The organism is Paraburkholderia sp. BR10141, from assembly GCF_056155635.1.
In genome coordinates this window covers 305,915-321,219 of sequence record NZ_JBMIQH010000001.1, presented here as the reverse complement: position 1 = coordinate 321,219, position 15,305 = coordinate 305,915, and the positions used below count along the sequence as shown (strand labels likewise).

Genomic DNA, 15,305 nt, shown 5'->3' with positions numbered 1-15,305 from the left:
TGAAACGCAACCCACGCGGCATTTGCGCGAGGGGCTTCAGTGCAACGTTCGGCGCTGCCCCGGCATGTCCTTGTGGTGCTCGGGCGTATCTTCCTCGTATTCGAGGAATTCGTCCGGAATTTGCGGCGCGACGCCTGCTGCGGGTCGCGTCGCTTCGGGTGCGCCAGGAACGTCCACATGATGCGCGCCCATCACCGCACCAGCGCCCGGTGCACTGGCCGATGTGAGCACGGTCGCTTCGGCCTCGCTCGTCGGCCGCATCGGTTCGACAGTGGGTTCGACGGTCGGGTCAACGGAGGCTTGTTCGCGCGCGGCTTCGGTCTGCGCGGCACGGCGGCGCATGGCATCGGCGAATTCGGAGAGACCCAGTTCGTCGAGCGCCGAGTGCTCGCGCGCGACCGGACGGTCCGTCGCGGGCCATGCCCACGGCGTGCCGCGTAGCGCGACTTCCGTCGCATGCTCTTCGCGCAGCGTCTCGTACGCGAGGTTGGCGTGCGCCTCGTCGCTCACATGCACGCCGATGCGCACCGCTTCGCCCGGCGGCGGCGTCATGCCCGTCTGGGCCTCGGTGGTGCGACGCGCATCGCCCGTCGACGAGAAAAAACTTCCCACGAGCCGCTCGATGCCGGCCAGCACACCCTCGGTGCGCGCCGGCAGGTCGATGTCGCCCGCCGCGAAGCCGCGCTGCAGCAGCGCGTCCTGCGCGTGGCGTGCTTCCTCGTAGGTTTGGAAAACGCCGGTCACGGTCTGTTTCATGGCAGCCTCCTTCGCCAGATGGCGACGCCTGCTTACATCATGCGCCGATTGTGCTTTGCTCGTGCATCGGTTGGCGCATGCTGCGCGCGACGTCTAACCGCCTGATTCTGCGGGTCGTGCTGGCTGTCGCAAGCCTCGTGCCGCGAAGCGTGTTCCTGCGACTTGTCATGCTCGCGGGCTCGGGAGCGTCGCATCGTGTTCGCGCTTCGCGCGCGCCTGGCGGTCCTCGCGAATCGCCTCGAGCATCTTCTCCAGCAGCGCGATGTCGAACGGCTTCGATAGCACACGCACATCGGCATTGCGCGTGCGCTCGAGCTCCTCCGCATAGCCCGTCACGAGGATCACGGGCAGGTCCGGCTCGAGCCCCTGCAGCGCCTCGGCCAGATCGATGCCGTTCATCGTCCCCGGCATGTGGATGTCGGAAAGCACGAGGTCGAAGCGCGGCGTGGGCTCACCCTCGGCAGGCGGCGCTTCGACGCGTTCCAGCGCACTCGCCGCGTCGCTCGCGCAGGTCACGCGGTGGCCCATCATCTGCAGGAGCGCCTCGGTGCCGGCCGCGACTTCGTCGTTGTCCTCCACGAGCAGCACGTTCAGCCCATGCTGCACCTCGGCGCTCTCCTCGCGCGGCTCGCTCGGACGCGGCGCAGGCGGCTCGGCGAGCGAGCGCGGCAGATACAGATGCACCGTCGTGCCCGCGCCGATCGCGCTGTCGATCGCGGCGAGTCCGCCGGTGCGCTCGCAGAACGCAAACACCTGCGGCAGCCCGAGGCCGGTGCCCGTGCCTTTCGACTTGGTCGTGTAGAGCGGCTCGAACGCGCGCGCGAGCACGTCCGGCGGCATGCCCGTGCCGGTGTCTTCGAGGGTGACGTGCACGAAGTCGCCGTCGAGCGGGAAGCCTTCGTCGGGCCGGAAGCTGATGTTGCGCGCGCGCACCGTGAAGCGGCCGCCGTTGGGCATCGCGTCGCGCGCGTTCACCGCGAGATTGATGAGCGCGAGCTCGAATTCGGCCACATCGACGAGCACGGGCCACACGTCGTCGTCGACTTCGACGATGAGCGACACCTTCGCGCCCAGCGACGCGCGCAGCAGTTCGCGGGCCGCCGGCAGCCAGCGCCCGACGTGGATCGTCTCGTTGCGCAGCGGCTGCTTGCGCGCCACGCCGAGCAGTTGGCGCGTGAGCGACTGGCCGCTCTTGAGCGCGCGCTCGACCGCCGAGAGTTCGCGCTCGAAACCCGCCGCGCCGCGCCGCCGCGCGATCTGCACGTTGGCCGAGACGATCATCAGCAGGTTGTTGAAGTCGTGCGCGACGCTGCCCACGAGGTTGCCGAGCGCTTCCATCTTGCGCGACTGCCGGTAGGCGGATTCGATCGAGCGGCGCATCGAGGCTTCGGCCTGCCAGCGCTCCCACGCCTCCTCTTCGGCGGCGAGACGCCGCAGCGACAGCCAGATCACGCACCAGAGGGCAATCGACGGGACGAACATCGAGATGATGAGCACGCTCAGGTGCCGGTACCACGCCGCCCAGATCGCGGGCGTGCGATACGCGCAGGTCACATAGACGGGGTACGCGCCCACGCGCCGGAACGCGAGGATCACGTTGCTGCCGAGCAGCGCGGAATGCATGCGCACGACACCGGACTCCGTGCCGCGCTGGAGCGCGGCGCCCAGCGGCGAGTGCGGCGTGATCGTGGGCCCGTCCACGCGCGGGGGCGGATCGAAGGCGAGGATCGTGCCGTCGCTGCGCACGAGGCCGAGCGACATCGGCGAGCCGGAGCCGAGCAGGTCGCGGTAGAACGAGCTGAAATAGCCGGGGCGCAAGGCGACCGAGACGAGACCCGCGAATCCGCCGGCTTCGTCGAGGCGCGCCACGCCCATGTTGAACACGGTCTCGCCGCTCACCTGGCCCTGCATCACGCGCGAGACGTGGTCGAGCACGCGGCCGTCGCGGATGCCGGCGAAGTCGTCGCGCGAGGCGATCGACATGGTCGGCGGCGGCGAATAGCGGCTGCTCGCGAGCAGGTCGCCGTTAGTGCCGAAAATCGACACCGCGGCCACTTGCGGATAACCGCCGCCGATGGCATCGAGTTTCTCGTGGATCTGCGGCTCGCTGGCGCGGATGCCGTCGTCGTTCAGATCGCGCACGAGGTCGACTACGCGAGCATCGAGCGCCTCGTTCATGTCGAACACCTTGAGCGCGTGCTCTTCGGCCACGCGCACGGTGCGCAGCGTGGTGTCGGTGGCGTCGGCTTCGCGCGCGCGCAAGTCGTTGTACGCCATGGCGGCGACGTAGAGGCACGGCAGCACGATCGCCGCGACGAGCAGCGCGAGCAGCGTGCGCCGGCGTACCGTGAAGTCGTGGCCCGGCGCGGCCGGAAACGGCGCGTCGTCGGCAGGGGGTGGCTGGGGTATGCGTTCGTCTGGCCGCTCGGGCCGGTCAGCAATCATCGTACGGAAAAGCAGGGAAAAGGCGGCGGGGCAGTCGACATGATAAACGACCGCGATGACGCCCCGACGGCCAGCGCATACCCCGTGCGCCGCAAGCATCGTCGGTCAGGCAGGCCGCCAGGGGTTTTCTCTCGCTGAATGCCGAATTCGCGAAAATCGGCGAAGCGCAAACGTACCACAAAGGGATAATCAACGTTCTTTATTTAAGGGATGGATAATTTATTTCCATAAATTAGCCAGAATGAGTCGATTTTGTTCGTCGAATGATTAACGGCGAGTTGCATTTGATTCAATTTGATTCGAGAATCCCGGACACGATAAATAACGCATTCGCATGAACGCCACGCTCGCCATTACGGCGCATGGCCATGCTATGGGGTGGCTGCAGGCATGCAGACGAGGGCCTTCACACCGGCGCACGGGTTGCCGGTAGCCATTGGGCAACGGCGCAGCCATGCGCGTTGCGTCGTCGCACCAGCGCGCGGGTCCGTTTATGCGTTACGAATTATTCGGCCCGTTCGCAATTTTCTTTGAAGTCTCCCTAAAGTAATTGCGCGCGCCGCCGTTAATCCGTCGAAACGCACTCCGTCCAACGCACACTCATTCAGCATATCCATGTCCTTGCCCATCGTGATCGCCGATGACTCGCTGTTAGCCCGCAAGGTGCTCACGAAGGCGCTGCCCGAGGACTGGGACGTGGCGATTTCGTACGCGTCGAACGGACACGAAGCGCTTGCCCATTACCGCGCCGGTCGTGCGGCTGTGATGTTCCTCGACCTCACGATGCCCGACCTGACGGGCTTCCAGGTCCTCGAAGCGTTGCAGCACGAAGACCTGAACACGTTCGTGATCGTCGTTTCCGCGGACGTCCAGCCTCGTGCCCGCGAGCGCGTGCAGGCACTCGGCGCGGCGGCGTTCGTCGCAAAGCCGGTAACCCAGGAGGCGCTGCTGCCCATCCTGAAGGAGTACGGGTTGTATGCCTGATCGAGTGTTCACGGAACTCCAGCGCGACGCGCTGCAGGAGATCGCCAATCTCGGCATGGGGCAGGCCGCGACGCGTCTGTCGGCGCTGCTCAACGCCTTCATCGAGTTGTCGGTGCCGCGCGTGCGCGTGGTCGCCGTCTCCGAGGCCGCGGCGGCGCTGCGCGAGATGACCGGTATCGACGGCCCGGTTGCGGCCGTGCGCCAGGGCTTTCGCTCGGAAATCAAGGGCGAGGCGCTGGTGATCTGCCGAAGCGGCGAGATCGCCGAACTTGGCAGCCTGGTCGGCGGACCTTACGCGACGATCGGCGACGATGCCCTCACCGAGGAAGAGCTGATGTTCGACGTCGCCAACGCGCTCACGGGCGCGTGCGTGTCGTCGATGCTCGACCAGCTCGGGCGCATGCCGGTGTTTTCGCAGCCGGGCCTGCTCGGCGAGGCGATCATGCTCGACGAGGTGTTCCAGCCGGGCCTGCTCGCCTGGGACGTCGCGCTGCTCGTCGAAGTCAATTTCGCGCTGGAAGACCAGCGCTTTCGCGCCCACCTCGTCATGCTGATGGCCGAGGAGTCGATCCATGTCGTGAGCCGGGCCATCGACGCGTTGTTACATAGCCTATGAACGAGCCAGCCGGGTTGCCAACACTAGCGGACCTCGTTGTCGAACGGGTGGGCTTCGGCATATTCGTGGTCGATCGCGACATGAACGTGCTGAGCTGGAACCGCTTCATGCAGGATCACAGCGGCGTGACCGCCGAGGACGTGATCGGCCGCTCCATCTTCGAACGCTTCCCGGACCTGCCGCGCGCGTGGCTCACGCGCAAGGTGGAAAGCGTGTTCCAGCTGGGCAGCTTTGCGTTCAGCTCGTGGGAGCAGCGCCCGTATCTGTTCCAGTTCGACCATGACCGGCCGATCACGGGCGGTGTGGACTACATGCAGCAAGACTGCACCTTCATGCCGCTCATGCGCGGGCGCGACGTAGTAGCCGTGTGCGTGACCATCTCCGATGTCACCCACGTGAGCGTCATGCAGCGCGAGCGCGAGGACGCCGTGGCGAAGCTGCGCGAATACGCCGACCGCGACGGTCTCACCGGCATCGCGAACCGGCGCTTTTTCGAAACGCGCCTCGCCGACGAATTCCTGCGCTGGCAGCGTTACGGCGGCGAGCTGTCGATGCTGCTGTTCGACCTCGACCACTTCAAGCGCATCAACGACGAATTCGGCCATGTGGCCGGCGACACGGTGCTGCGCTCGATGGCGCAGCGCGTGTCGGGCGTGGTGCGCAAGCAGGATGTGTTCGGCCGCTTCGGCGGCGAGGAATTCGCGCTGCTCCTGCCGTGCACGCCGCTCGACGACGCGCTCTACGTCGCGGAGAAGATCCGCCGCACGATCGCCGACGAGCCGATCGAGGTGCAAGGCGTGATCGTGCCCGTGACGGCCAGCGTCGGCGCCGCGACGGCGCGCACGGGTGCGCCCGACTACGAAGGCATGATCAACGAGGCGGACGCCGCCCTCTACACGGCGAAGCGCCAGGGGCGCAACCGCTCGGTCGCGCTCGCCTGATCCGAGTCGGGCGCAAACGGCTCCCGCCTCAATCCGGCTCATCGCCCCATGCTCCGGGGCTGCGCGGCCATGCCTCCACTGCGGTCCCCAGGCGCTGACGGCCCTGCGCGGGTTGCCCAAAGGTTGATATACTTTTGCCCGTTTCCGGCCTTGCACGCCTCCCGGCAAGCAATTTAAGGGTCGGGTGCCTCGCGCGTGTCCGCGCGCGCGGGCGACCCGCGGCAATGCGGGCCCGAATAGAGTCGAACGCCCGGTGAGGGCGCCCCCAGCGGAGATCGTCTTGGCTGTTTCCAATCTCGTCGTGGACGATACACAACAAACCGACGCTGCCGCCGCTTCGTCGGGCAGCTCGTTTTATCTGGCGATGCGGATCCTGCCCCCCGCGCAGCGCGACGCCATGTATCAGGTCTACGCCTTCTGCCGCGCTGTCGACGACATCGCCGACAGCGACCTGCCGCGCGCCGAGCGCGCTGCGGGGCTCGACCAATGGCGCGCCGACGTCGACGCGTGCTATGCGGGCACGCCGCGCGCCTCGCTCGCGGCGCTCACGCGCCATATCCATACGTTCGGGCTGCAGCGCGCAGATTTTCACGCGATGATCGACGGCATGGCCATGGACGCCGCCGAGGACATCTGCGCCCCCGACGAGGACACGCTCGACCTGTATTGCGACCGCGTGGCGAGCGCCGCAGGCCGGCTGTCGGTGAGAATTTTCGGGATGCAGGAGGAGCCGGGCCGCTTGCTGTCGCACCATCTGGGGCGCGCGCTGCAGCTCACCAACATCCTGCGCGACATCGACGAAGACGCGGACATCAACCGCTGCTATCTGCCGCGCGAACTGCTCGCGCGCGAAGGGATCGCGGCGGGCAATCCGCACACGATCGCCGCCGACCCGTCGCTGCCGCGTGTGTGCGAGACGCTCGTGCAGCGCGCCCGCGCGCACTTCGCGCAGGCCGACGCGATCATGGACGCCGCGCCGCGCGCGCAGGTGAAAGCGCCGCGCATCATGTCGGGCGTCTACCGCGTGCTGCTCGAGCGCACCGTGGATCGCGGCTTCGACCTGCCGCGCACGAAAGTCAGCAAGCCGCGCGCACGGCTCATGTGGATCGTCGCGCGTTACGCGCTGTTCTGATGCCTCGGCTAGTCCACGTCATCGGCGCTGGGCTTGCGGGCCTCGCGACGGCCGTGCGGCTTCAGCGGCGCGGCGTGCAGGTGGCGCTCTACGAGGCCGCCAGCCAGGCAGGTGGACGCTGCCGCTCGTACTACGACCGCACGCTTTCGGCGACGCTCGACACGGGCAATCATCTGGTGCTGGCGGGACATGCGCGCACGCTGGAGTACGTGCGCACGATCGGCGCCGGCGACGCGCTCTCCGGCCCCACCGAGCCGGGCTTCGCGTTCATGGATATCGCCGCGGGCTCGCGCTGGACGGTGCGCTTCTCGCGTTCGCGCATGCCGTTCTGGATCGGCGACTCGCGCTCGCGAGTACCGGGTACGCGCGCCGCGGACTATCTGGGGCTGCTGCCGCTCCTGTTCGCCAAGCCGGGCCGCACGATGGCGCAGACCATGCGCTGCGAAGGCGTGCTGTGGGACCGGCTGCTGCACCCGTTCTTTCTCACGGCGCTCAATGTCGAGCCGCGCGTGGGCAGCGCGGAGCTGGCGGGCGCGATGCTGCGCGAGTCGCTCGCGGCGGGCGGCGAGTCGTTCCGGCCGCTGGCGGCGCGCGGGGGCCTTTCCAGCGCATTCGTCGATCCGGCCTTGCGCATGCTTCAGCACGGCGGCGCGGCGATCCGCCTCGACTCGCCGCTCAGGGAGATTGAGTACGACGACGCGGCGGGCCGCGTCTCCGCACTCGATTTTCCAGACGGGCGCATCACGCTCGCAGCCGACGAGGCGGTGGTGCTGGCCGTGCCCGGCGCGGCCGCCGCGGCGCTCGTGCCGGCGCTGCAGGCGCCGCAGCGCCACAATGCGATCGTCACCGTGCACTACGCGGTGCCGGCGCCGCCGGGCCTCGTGACGCCGATGGCGCTCGTCAACGGCACGGCCCACTGGCTGTGCACGGCCGAGGGGCGCCTGTCGGCGACGATCCACGACGCGCACGGCGTGCTCGACCTCGACCCCGAGGAGATCGCGCGCCGCGTGTGGACCGACGTGGCCGAGGCGGCCTCGCTGCCGCTCGAGCCGATGCCTGCCTGGCGCGTGTGCGCCGACGCGCGCGCGACCTTCGCCGCGGTGCCCGACGAGGAATGGCGCCGGCCCGCGACGCGCACGCGCTGGAACAATCTGATGCTTGCAGGCGACTGGACGGCTACCGGTCTGCCCGCGACGATCGAAGGAGCGATCCGCTCGGGCCGCAAGGCCGCCGAGCTGCTCCTGACCGAAAATTTGGAACGTAGATGAACGATTTATCCCAGGACATGCTCGGCGTCGCCACGCCGGGCGTGGCGATGCCCACCCCCACGTTTGCCGAAGAGACGGCCGCACCGCTCGCCATGCTCGACGCCGCCGTCGTGCGCGCGACCGATGCGATCCTCGCCGACCAGCGCGCCGATGGCCATTGGGTCTACGAACTCGAAGCGGACGCCACGATCCCGGCCGAATACGTGCTGCTCGTGCATTACCTGGGCGAAACCGCGAACCTAGAACTCGAACAGAAGATCGCGCGCTACTTGCGCCGCATCCAGCTGCCGGACGGCGGCTGGCCGCTCTTCACCGACGGCGCGATGGACGTGAGCGCAAGCGTGAAGGCTTACTTCGCACTCAAGATGATCGGCGACGCCGAAGACGCCGAACACATGGTGCGGGCGCGCGAGGCGATTCTCGCGGCGGGCGGCGCGGAGCAGGTCAACGTGTTCACGCGCATCCTGCTCGCGCTGTTTGGCGTGGTGACGTGGTACGCAGTCCCGATGATGCCCGTCGAGATCACGTTGCTGCCGCAGTGGTTCCCGTTCCATCTGTCGAAGGTGTCGTACTGGGCGCGCACGGTGATCGTGCCGCTGCTCGTGCTGGGCGCGAAGCGCCCGGTGGCGCGCAACCCGCGTGGCGTGCGCATCGACGAGCTGTTCCGCGGCGCGCCGGTGAGCGTGGGCCTGAACGCCCGCTCCCCGCATCAGAGCAAGGGCTGGTTCGGTTTCTTCCGCGCCGTGGACGGCGTGCTGCGCGTGACCGATCCGCTCTTTCCGACCTACCTGCGCCAGCGCGCGATCGACGCCGCGGTGGCGTTCGTCGACGAGCGCCTGAACGGCGAGGACGGTCTGGGCGCGATCTTCCCGGCCATGGCCAACGCCGTGATGATGTACGACGTGCTGGGCTATCCCGCCGATCATCCGCACCGCGCGATCGCACGCCAGTCGCTCGAAAAGCTGGTGACGGTCCACACGGAGGAAGCGTACGTCCAGCCCTGCCTGTCGCCGGTGTGGGATACGTCGCTGGCGGCGCACGCCCTGCTGGAGACCGGCGACGCCCGCGCGGAGGAAGCCGCGCGCCGCGGCCTCGAATGGCTGCGTCCGCTGCAGATTCTCGACGTGCGCGGCGACTGGATCTCGCGCCGCGAGGCGGTGCGTCCGGGCGGCTGGGCGTTCCAGTACGCGAACCCGCACTACCCCGATGTCGACGACACGGCCGTGGTCGTGGCCGCGATGGACCGCGTGGACAAGCTCGACAACACGAATGCCTACGACGCCCCGATCGCCCGCGCGCGCGAATGGGTGGTCGGCATGCAAAGCAGCAACGGCGGCTGGGGCGCGTTCGAGCCGGAGAACACGCAGTACTACCTGAACAACATCCCGTTCTCGGACCACGGCGCACTGCTCGATCCGCCGACCGCCGACGTCTCGGGCCGCTGCCTCTCGATGCTCGCGCAGCTCGGCGAGCTGCCGGCCGCGAGCGAGCACGCGCGCCGCGCGTACAACTATCTGCTCGAAGAGCAGGAAGCCGATGGCAGCTGGTACGGTCGCTGGGGCATGAACTACATCTACGGCACGTGGACGGCGCTGTGCGCGCTCAACGCGGCCGGTCTCGGTCACGACGACCCGCGCATGAAGCGCGCGGTGCAATGGCTCGTGCAGATCCAGAACGACGACGGCGGCTGGGGCGAAGACGGCACGAGCTACAAGCTCGAATACCGCGGCTACGAGCGCGCCACCAGCACGGCTTCGCAAACGGCCTGGGCGCTGCTCGGCCTGATGGCCGCGGGCGCGGTCGATCATCCGGCGGTGGCACGCGGCATCGAGTTTCTGCAGACAACGCAGCAGGAACACGGCCTCTGGGACGAAACGCGCTTCACGGCCACGGGCTTTCCGCGCGTGTTCTATCTGCGCTACCACGGCTATCGCAAGTTCTTCCCGTTGTGGGCGCTCGCGCGCTACCGCAACCTCAAGCGCGCGGGCGTGACGCGCGTCACGGTCGGTCTGTGAGCGCGGCGGCCGGGATCAAGGCGCGCGCCCTGCCCGTGATCGCAGTAACGGGCATGGCCTTCGAGGCGAGCATTGCCGCGGGCAAAGGCCAGGATGGCGTACGCGCCGTCTATGCCGCGCGCGCCGATCTGCTGCAGAGCGCGCTTGCGGCGGCGCTCGAGGACGGCGCGGCGGCCATCGTCAGCTTCGGCACGGCGGGCGGTCTTGCACCCGATCTCGAGCCTGGCACGCTGGTGATCGCGCAAGCGATCGAAGGGCCGTTCGGGCGCGTCGCGACCGACGCCGCCTGGAGCGCACGCATGGCCGACGCGCTGATGGCCTCGCCGCTCGCCGCGAAAACCCGGCGCGGCGTGGAGGCAGCCGTTGCCGCGCCGCTCACCGGTGCGGCGGACAAGGCCGCGCTGTTCAGCGCGTGCGGAGCGCTCGCCGTCGATATGGAATCGCACCTGGCCGCCGCCGCCGCGGCCGCGCATGGCGTGCCGTTCGCAGTGTGCCGCGCGATCGTCGATCCGGCGTGGCGCAGCCTGCCGAAAGCGGCCATGGCCGGCTTGCGCGATGACGGCACGACGGCGGTGCTCCCGGTCCTGCGCGAACTGGCGCGCGACCCGGCGCAACTGGGCGGCCTGCTGCGCGTGGCGGCGGACGCGAAAGCGGCACGCCAGTCGCTGAGCGCCGCGCGGCAGGTGTTGACGGCCGCCGGCGCTTTTTTCCCGAAATGACCCTGCCCGGTTATTGAAAAACTAGGGTAAACCCCTATCTCTGGTAACATCTCAGTGTTAACCCTAGGTTCGTTCCTGCGAGCTGGGGACAAATCACATATCGGGGAGTGGCCAGCCATGAATTTTCATACTCGCAAGTGGGTCAAGCCTGAAGACCTGAATCCGAACGGCACGCTGTTCGGCGGCAGCCTGCTGCGCTGGATCGACGAAGAAGCGGCGATCTACGCGATCTGCCAGCTCGACAATCAACGCGTGGTGACCAAGTTCATGTCGGAGATCAACTTCGTGAGCTCGGCGCGTCAGGGCGACATCATCGAGCTCGGCATCACGGCCACGGATTTCGGCCGGACGTCGATCACGCTGCGCGCCGAAGTGCGCAACAAGATCACGCGCAAGAGCATCCTGACGATCGAAAAGATGGTGTTCGTGAACCTCGGCGCCGACGGCGTGCCGGCCCCGCACGGCCGCGAGCGTATCCGTTACGCCGACGAAGCCTACGAGCGCTATCGCCAGACCGTGCAGACGACGGCGGATGCCACGGCGCTGGCGGCGGCGAACGAGGCCGAACGCCAGGCCGAGAGCGAGGACGCTTCGGTGCATTGAGCGGTGCTCGCGACGCGATAAAAAACCCGGCAACCTCGAAAGGTTGCCGGGTTTTTTGCATTGATACGCCGCCCGCCCGCATACGGGCGGCCCTATGTTGCGTTCAGGGCGCCGATGCGGGCTTCACAGGCGCTGCCGTCGCACCCGAAGCCGCGACAGGCGCCGATGCGCTCGCCGGTGCGGAAGCGGCTGCCGCGGCTACACCCGCCGTGCCGGCCGCCGCAGCAGCACCCGGACCCGCGCCAGCCGCGGCCGCACCCGTCGTAGCAGCCCCGGTAGCGCCCGTCGCGCTCCCCTCGCCAGGATCCTCGTAATTCGGCAGACCATTGTTCGAAGCGCCGGGGGCCGCCGTGCCACCTGCGCCGCCGGCACCGCCCGACTCGCCCGGGTCTTCGTAATGGGGTGCCCCGTTCTCGTTCGGTGCGGCCTCGCCGCCCGGCTCGCCGTAATCGGGCAGCGGCGCATTGTTGCCGCGCGAGCCGCGGATCAGCGATTCGCGCTGCTGGCGGTAGGCGTCGCGCACGAACGAATACGGGTCGAGTGCCGCCTGCTTGAGCAGGTCGGTTGCGCCGAGCAGGTCCGCACGCGCGCTGATGAACTGCGCGAGATACATCGGGTTGCGCACCGCCGGCTCGAAGTAGTTGATGACGTTGAACTTCACGTCCACGGCCATGCCGATGCCGTCGCGCACCGAACTGGGCCCGAACAGCGGCAGCACGAGATACGGGCCGGCCGGCATGCCGTAGTGGCCCATCGTGAGGCCGAAGTCCTGATGGTGCTTGGGCAGCCCCGCCAACGTCGCGAAGTCGATCAGGCCGCCCAGACCGAAGGTCGTGTTCATCGCGATGCGCATCAGATCCTGGACGGCGTCGGTGATCTTCAGCTGCAGCACGTTGTTTGCGAAGTTGTCGACGTCCCCGATGTTCGAGAAGAAGTTCGTGATCGCCTGACGCAGCGGCTGCGGCGTCACCTTCTGGTAGCCCTTGGCAACCGGCTGCGCGACGTAGGTATCGAGTTTGTCGTTGAACGTGAAAATTGCGCGATTCGCGGGCTCGAACGGATCGCCCGGTTTGCGGTCGGGGCCCGTGGCGCAACCCGACGTCACGAGGAGCGCCAGGCTCGCCGCCGCCATGGTGAGCGCGGCTTGATTCTTCTTCATTGGTCGATCCCCTGAGTTTCCGATCTCGCGCGTTTTGCGCGCGGCTTGCCCATCAGCACCGGCTGGAAGACCACGGCGCCTATCAGCGTACAGAACAAGGACAGTGCGAGCAGCTTGCCCATGCTCGACGTGCCCGGATGATGCGATAGCCACAGGCTCCCGAACGCCGTGGCGGTGGTCGCGGCGGAAAAAAGCACCGCGTGTGTGAGGCTCGAATGCAGGAGGCCGGTCTGCCCCGCGCGCCAGGCCATCACGAAGTAGATTTTGAACGCGACGCCGACGCCGAGCATCAGGGGAAGCGCGATGATGTTGGCGAAATTTAGCTGAATTCCGAAGACGACGCACAATTCGAGCGTAACGAGCGCCGATACCAGTAGAGGAATGATCGTGCGCAGCACGTCGCCGAAATTGCGCAACGTGATCCAGAGCAGCGCCGTGATGAGCAGCACCGACCACCCCGCTGCCTGGAAGAACGCGAGGATGATCACGTTCGCCGAGTGCAGGATCGAGATCGGGCCGCCGATCGCGTTCGGCTCCGCCGCCTTCACCGCGTGTGCGAAGCGCGCGAGCATCACATCGTCGTTGGGATCGACGCCCGGCGGCACGCGCGGCGCGACGTCCACGATCGCCTGGCCGGTCGGCGCCACCCAGTCGCGCGCCATCTCGGGCGGCAGGTTTTCCCGCGTGATCTCCGAGGGCTGCAACAGGCGCGCGAGCTGCGCGAAGGCGAGCCTGAGCGTGAGGCTGAAGGCGGTTTCCGCGCGGTCGCGCGTGGCCGGGCTCGCGTTCGCGAGTTTGTTGAGCGAGTCGGACAGATGGTTCGCCTCGGCCGCGCCCGGCCCCGGGTGGTCGCTCGCGGCGAGCGAAAGCTGGTTGGCCGCGCGCTTGAGCGTCTGTACGCGCACTTCGTCGGTTACGGGCGAGGACGGCTGCTGCGTGAGCGCGGGCAGAAGCTGCTGCGCGGCGCTCGAGATCAGCATGAGCTTTTGCTGCTGATCGTCGGGAATCAGCGAACTGAGCGTGGTGGCGCGAGCGACTTCGGGCAGCTTCGAGAGCCGCGCGGCGATCTTGTCGGCTTCTTCGAGCGACGGCGCGAGCACGCTCACATCGTTGATCGAGATGACGGGCGAGTTCTTGAGCGCCAGCAGCGTCGCCATCGACTCGGTATGCGGATCCTTAAGATGCAACGGATTGAAGTCGAAGCGCAGATGCAGCAGCAACGGCGTCGCGCCCACCACGATAACGAGCGTGGTGATCAGCACGGGCTTGCGATGCTCGGCGAGCCATTTGTCGACGGGCGCGAGGAACGCGAAGCCCGGCGAGGCGCGCTCGCCCCTGGGATTGAACACGCGGATGAGCGCCGGCAGCACTGTCATGTTGCACACGTATGCCACGAACATGCCCACGCCCGCGATCTGCCCGAGTTCCGAGAGGCCCTTGTAGGCGGTCGGCAGGAAGGAAAAGAAACTTTCGGCCACGGCGATCGCCGCGAGCGTGAGCGGCACGCCGATGGTCCGCGCGGTCTTGAGGAGCGCGGCGTCGAGCCGCTCGTCCTGGAAGCGCTCCTCGCGATACTTCACGCCGAACTGCACGCCGAAGTCGACGCCTAGCCCCACGAACAGCACCATGAAGGCGACCGAGAGCATGTTGAACGAGCCGATCATCATGAGGCCGAGCGCGGCCGTGATGACCAGACCGACCACGAGTGTGATGAGCGTTGCGCCGATCAGCTTGCCCGAGCGCAGCGCGAGCCACAGGATGGCGAGCACGACGATGATCGTGATCACGCCGTTGAGCGCGGCGCCGTCCTGCACCGAGGCGAATTCGTCGTCGGCGAGCGGCTGTTCGCCCGTGAGGCGCACGCGCGCGCCGAATTCGCTGTCGAGATGAAGCGAGGCGGCGGTCGCGCGGATCGCTTCCGACGCGTTTGCGCCTGCCTTGAGCGCGCCGAAGTTAAGCACCGGCTGCACGGTGATGAAGGCGAACGCCGGCTTCGTCGCCGCGTCCTTGTCGACGAGCGCGCGCCACGAGAACGCCGCGGGCTTGCCGGCGAGCACCTCGTCGACGACGGTGGCGGCGCTGCCGAGCAGATTCGCCATTTGCGGCAACTTGATCTGGCCGATCGTGAGCGGCAGTTGCAGCGTGGTCGTGAGCGTGCCGGCCAGACCCGCGAGACTCGGATCCTTCGCGAGCTGGTTCACGAGCGGGCGCGCCTGCACGAGCTGGCCCGTGGTCGAGAGCACCGTGGCCGTGGACGGGAACAGCAGGCCGTTGTGCTGGAAGAACGGGCCGCCCGCGGGCTGCGAGACGGCGCTGAATTCGCGCGAGTCGGCCTTGAGCGCTTGCGCGAGCTTGTCGGCTGCGGCGTCGGCGAGTTCGGGCGCGTCGGCTTCGACGACCACGAGCAGCGAGCTCGCGCGCTGCGGGAACGCCTTGTCCTTGGCTTCGCTCAACGCGGCCCATTCGGCCGTGTTCTCGACGAGACCGCTGACGTCGGTATTGATCTTGAAATGCCTCGCGACGTATACGCCGGAGAGCACGGCAAGCACGATTGCAAATGTGATCACCCACGCCGCGCGGCGCACCGACCAGGCGACGAGGCTAATGATGAATGGCTTCAGCATACAGGCGAGGGGGCCCTGTCAATTAGGTTCTTTGACGCGAAAC

At 67.7% G+C, this 15,305-nt stretch carries 12 protein-coding genes; 8 read left to right on the top strand and 4 right to left on the bottom strand.

Going from position 1 to position 15,305, the window contains the following annotated elements; translation table 11 throughout:
* Positions 1-36: 36 nt before the first annotated feature.
* Together ACOJB8_RS01530 and ACOJB8_RS01525 are read right to left on the bottom strand one after the other, a co-directional pair.
* Positions 37-756 (bottom strand): hypothetical protein, encoded by a 720-nt coding sequence (locus ACOJB8_RS01530; protein WP_342946841.1) that lies wholly within the window; start codon positions 754-756, stop codon positions 37-39.
* 165 nt (positions 757-921) lie between these two features.
* Positions 922-3,201 carry a hybrid sensor histidine kinase/response regulator gene (locus tag ACOJB8_RS01525; protein WP_342946840.1) on the bottom strand — a complete coding sequence of 760 codons (2,280 nt, stop codon included), beginning with the start codon at positions 3,199-3,201 and terminating at the stop codon, positions 922-924.
* Between the two features lie 615 nt (positions 3,202-3,816).
* On the opposite strand from ACOJB8_RS01525, the gene ACOJB8_RS01520 reads away from it, so the two are divergent.
* The 8 genes from ACOJB8_RS01520 (at position 3,817) to ACOJB8_RS01485 (ending at position 11,479) form a co-directional block, all read left to right on the top strand.
* Positions 3,817-4,185, top strand: coding sequence for a response regulator (locus ACOJB8_RS01520; protein WP_028202798.1), 369 nt, complete (start codon positions 3,817-3,819; stop codon positions 4,183-4,185).
* Entirely contained in the window at positions 4,178-4,801 is a 624-nt protein-coding gene (locus tag ACOJB8_RS01515) for a chemotaxis protein CheC (RefSeq protein ID WP_069261555.1), read from the top strand. The genes ACOJB8_RS01520 and ACOJB8_RS01515 overlap by 8 nt, the downstream gene beginning before the upstream one ends.
* Positions 4,798-5,742, top strand: coding sequence for a sensor domain-containing diguanylate cyclase (locus ACOJB8_RS01510; protein ID WP_069261556.1), 945 nt, complete (start codon positions 4,798-4,800; stop codon positions 5,740-5,742). The genes ACOJB8_RS01515 and ACOJB8_RS01510 overlap by 4 nt, the downstream gene beginning before the upstream one ends.
* A 280-nt stretch (positions 5,743-6,022) precedes the next feature.
* Positions 6,023-6,874 carry a presqualene diphosphate synthase HpnD gene (gene hpnD, locus ACOJB8_RS01505; protein WP_342946839.1) on the top strand — a complete coding sequence of 284 codons (852 nt, stop codon included), beginning with the start codon at positions 6,023-6,025 and terminating at the stop codon, positions 6,872-6,874.
* Positions 6,874-8,142: a hydroxysqualene dehydroxylase HpnE gene (hpnE, locus tag ACOJB8_RS01500; protein ID WP_069261558.1), complete on the top strand. Its 1,269-nt coding sequence runs from the start codon at positions 6,874-6,876 to the stop codon at positions 8,140-8,142. The genes hpnD and hpnE overlap by 1 nt, the downstream gene beginning before the upstream one ends.
* 47 nt (positions 8,143-8,189) lie before the next feature.
* Positions 8,190-10,157 carry a squalene--hopene cyclase gene (gene shc, locus ACOJB8_RS01495; protein ID WP_475010945.1) on the top strand — a complete coding sequence of 656 codons (1,968 nt, stop codon included), beginning with the start codon at positions 8,190-8,192 and terminating at the stop codon, positions 10,155-10,157.
* Positions 10,158-10,210: 53 nt separating this feature from the next.
* Positions 10,211-10,876: a phosphorylase gene (locus ACOJB8_RS01490; RefSeq protein WP_342947166.1), complete on the top strand. Its 666-nt coding sequence runs from the start codon at positions 10,211-10,213 to the stop codon at positions 10,874-10,876.
* Between the two features lie 117 nt (positions 10,877-10,993).
* Positions 10,994-11,479: an acyl-CoA thioesterase gene (locus ACOJB8_RS01485; protein ID WP_069261559.1), complete on the top strand. Its 486-nt coding sequence runs from the start codon at positions 10,994-10,996 to the stop codon at positions 11,477-11,479.
* A gap of 103 nt (positions 11,480-11,582) precedes the next feature.
* On the opposite strand, the gene ACOJB8_RS01480 is transcribed toward ACOJB8_RS01485, so the two are convergent.
* Together ACOJB8_RS01480 and hpnN are read right to left on the bottom strand one after the other, a co-directional pair.
* Positions 11,583-12,638 (bottom strand): MlaA family lipoprotein, encoded by a 1,056-nt coding sequence (locus tag ACOJB8_RS01480; RefSeq protein WP_475010714.1) that lies wholly within the window; start codon positions 12,636-12,638, stop codon positions 11,583-11,585.
* Positions 12,635-15,262, bottom strand: a complete 2,628-nt coding sequence (hpnN, locus tag ACOJB8_RS01475; RefSeq protein ID WP_475010712.1) for a hopanoid transporter HpnN — start codon at positions 15,260-15,262, stop codon at positions 12,635-12,637. Before hpnN ends, ACOJB8_RS01480 begins: the two co-directional genes overlap by 4 nt.
* Positions 15,263-15,305: the final 43 nt, after the last annotated feature.

Bases quoted from the DNA above. Each gene is read 5' to 3' on its own strand.
- ACOJB8_RS01480 (WP_475010714.1), bottom strand. From the start codon at position 12,638: ATGAAGAAGAATCAAGCCGCGCTCACCATGGCGGCGGCGAGCCTGGCG.
- ACOJB8_RS01510 (WP_069261556.1), top strand. From the start codon at position 4,798: ATGAACGAGCCAGCCGGGTTGCCAACACTAGCGGACCTCGTTGTCGAA.
- ACOJB8_RS01525 (WP_342946840.1), bottom strand. From the start codon at position 3,201: ATGATTGCTGACCGGCCCGAGCGGCCAGACGAACGCATACCCCAGCCA.
- ACOJB8_RS01485 (WP_069261559.1), top strand. From the start codon at position 10,994: ATGAATTTTCATACTCGCAAGTGGGTCAAGCCTGAAGACCTGAATCCG.
- ACOJB8_RS01490 (WP_342947166.1), top strand. From the start codon at position 10,211: ATGGCCTTCGAGGCGAGCATTGCCGCGGGCAAAGGCCAGGATGGCGTA.
- hpnN (WP_475010712.1), bottom strand. From the start codon at position 15,262: ATGCTGAAGCCATTCATCATTAGCCTCGTCGCCTGGTCGGTGCGCCGC.
- ACOJB8_RS01515 (WP_069261555.1), top strand. From the start codon at position 4,178: ATGCCTGATCGAGTGTTCACGGAACTCCAGCGCGACGCGCTGCAGGAG.
- hpnE (WP_069261558.1), top strand. From the start codon at position 6,874: ATGCCTCGGCTAGTCCACGTCATCGGCGCTGGGCTTGCGGGCCTCGCG.
- ACOJB8_RS01520 (WP_028202798.1), top strand. From the start codon at position 3,817: ATGTCCTTGCCCATCGTGATCGCCGATGACTCGCTGTTAGCCCGCAAG.
- shc (WP_475010945.1), top strand. From the start codon at position 8,190: ATGCCCACCCCCACGTTTGCCGAAGAGACGGCCGCACCGCTCGCCATG.
- ACOJB8_RS01530 (WP_342946841.1), bottom strand. From the start codon at position 756: ATGAAACAGACCGTGACCGGCGTTTTCCAAACCTACGAGGAAGCACGC.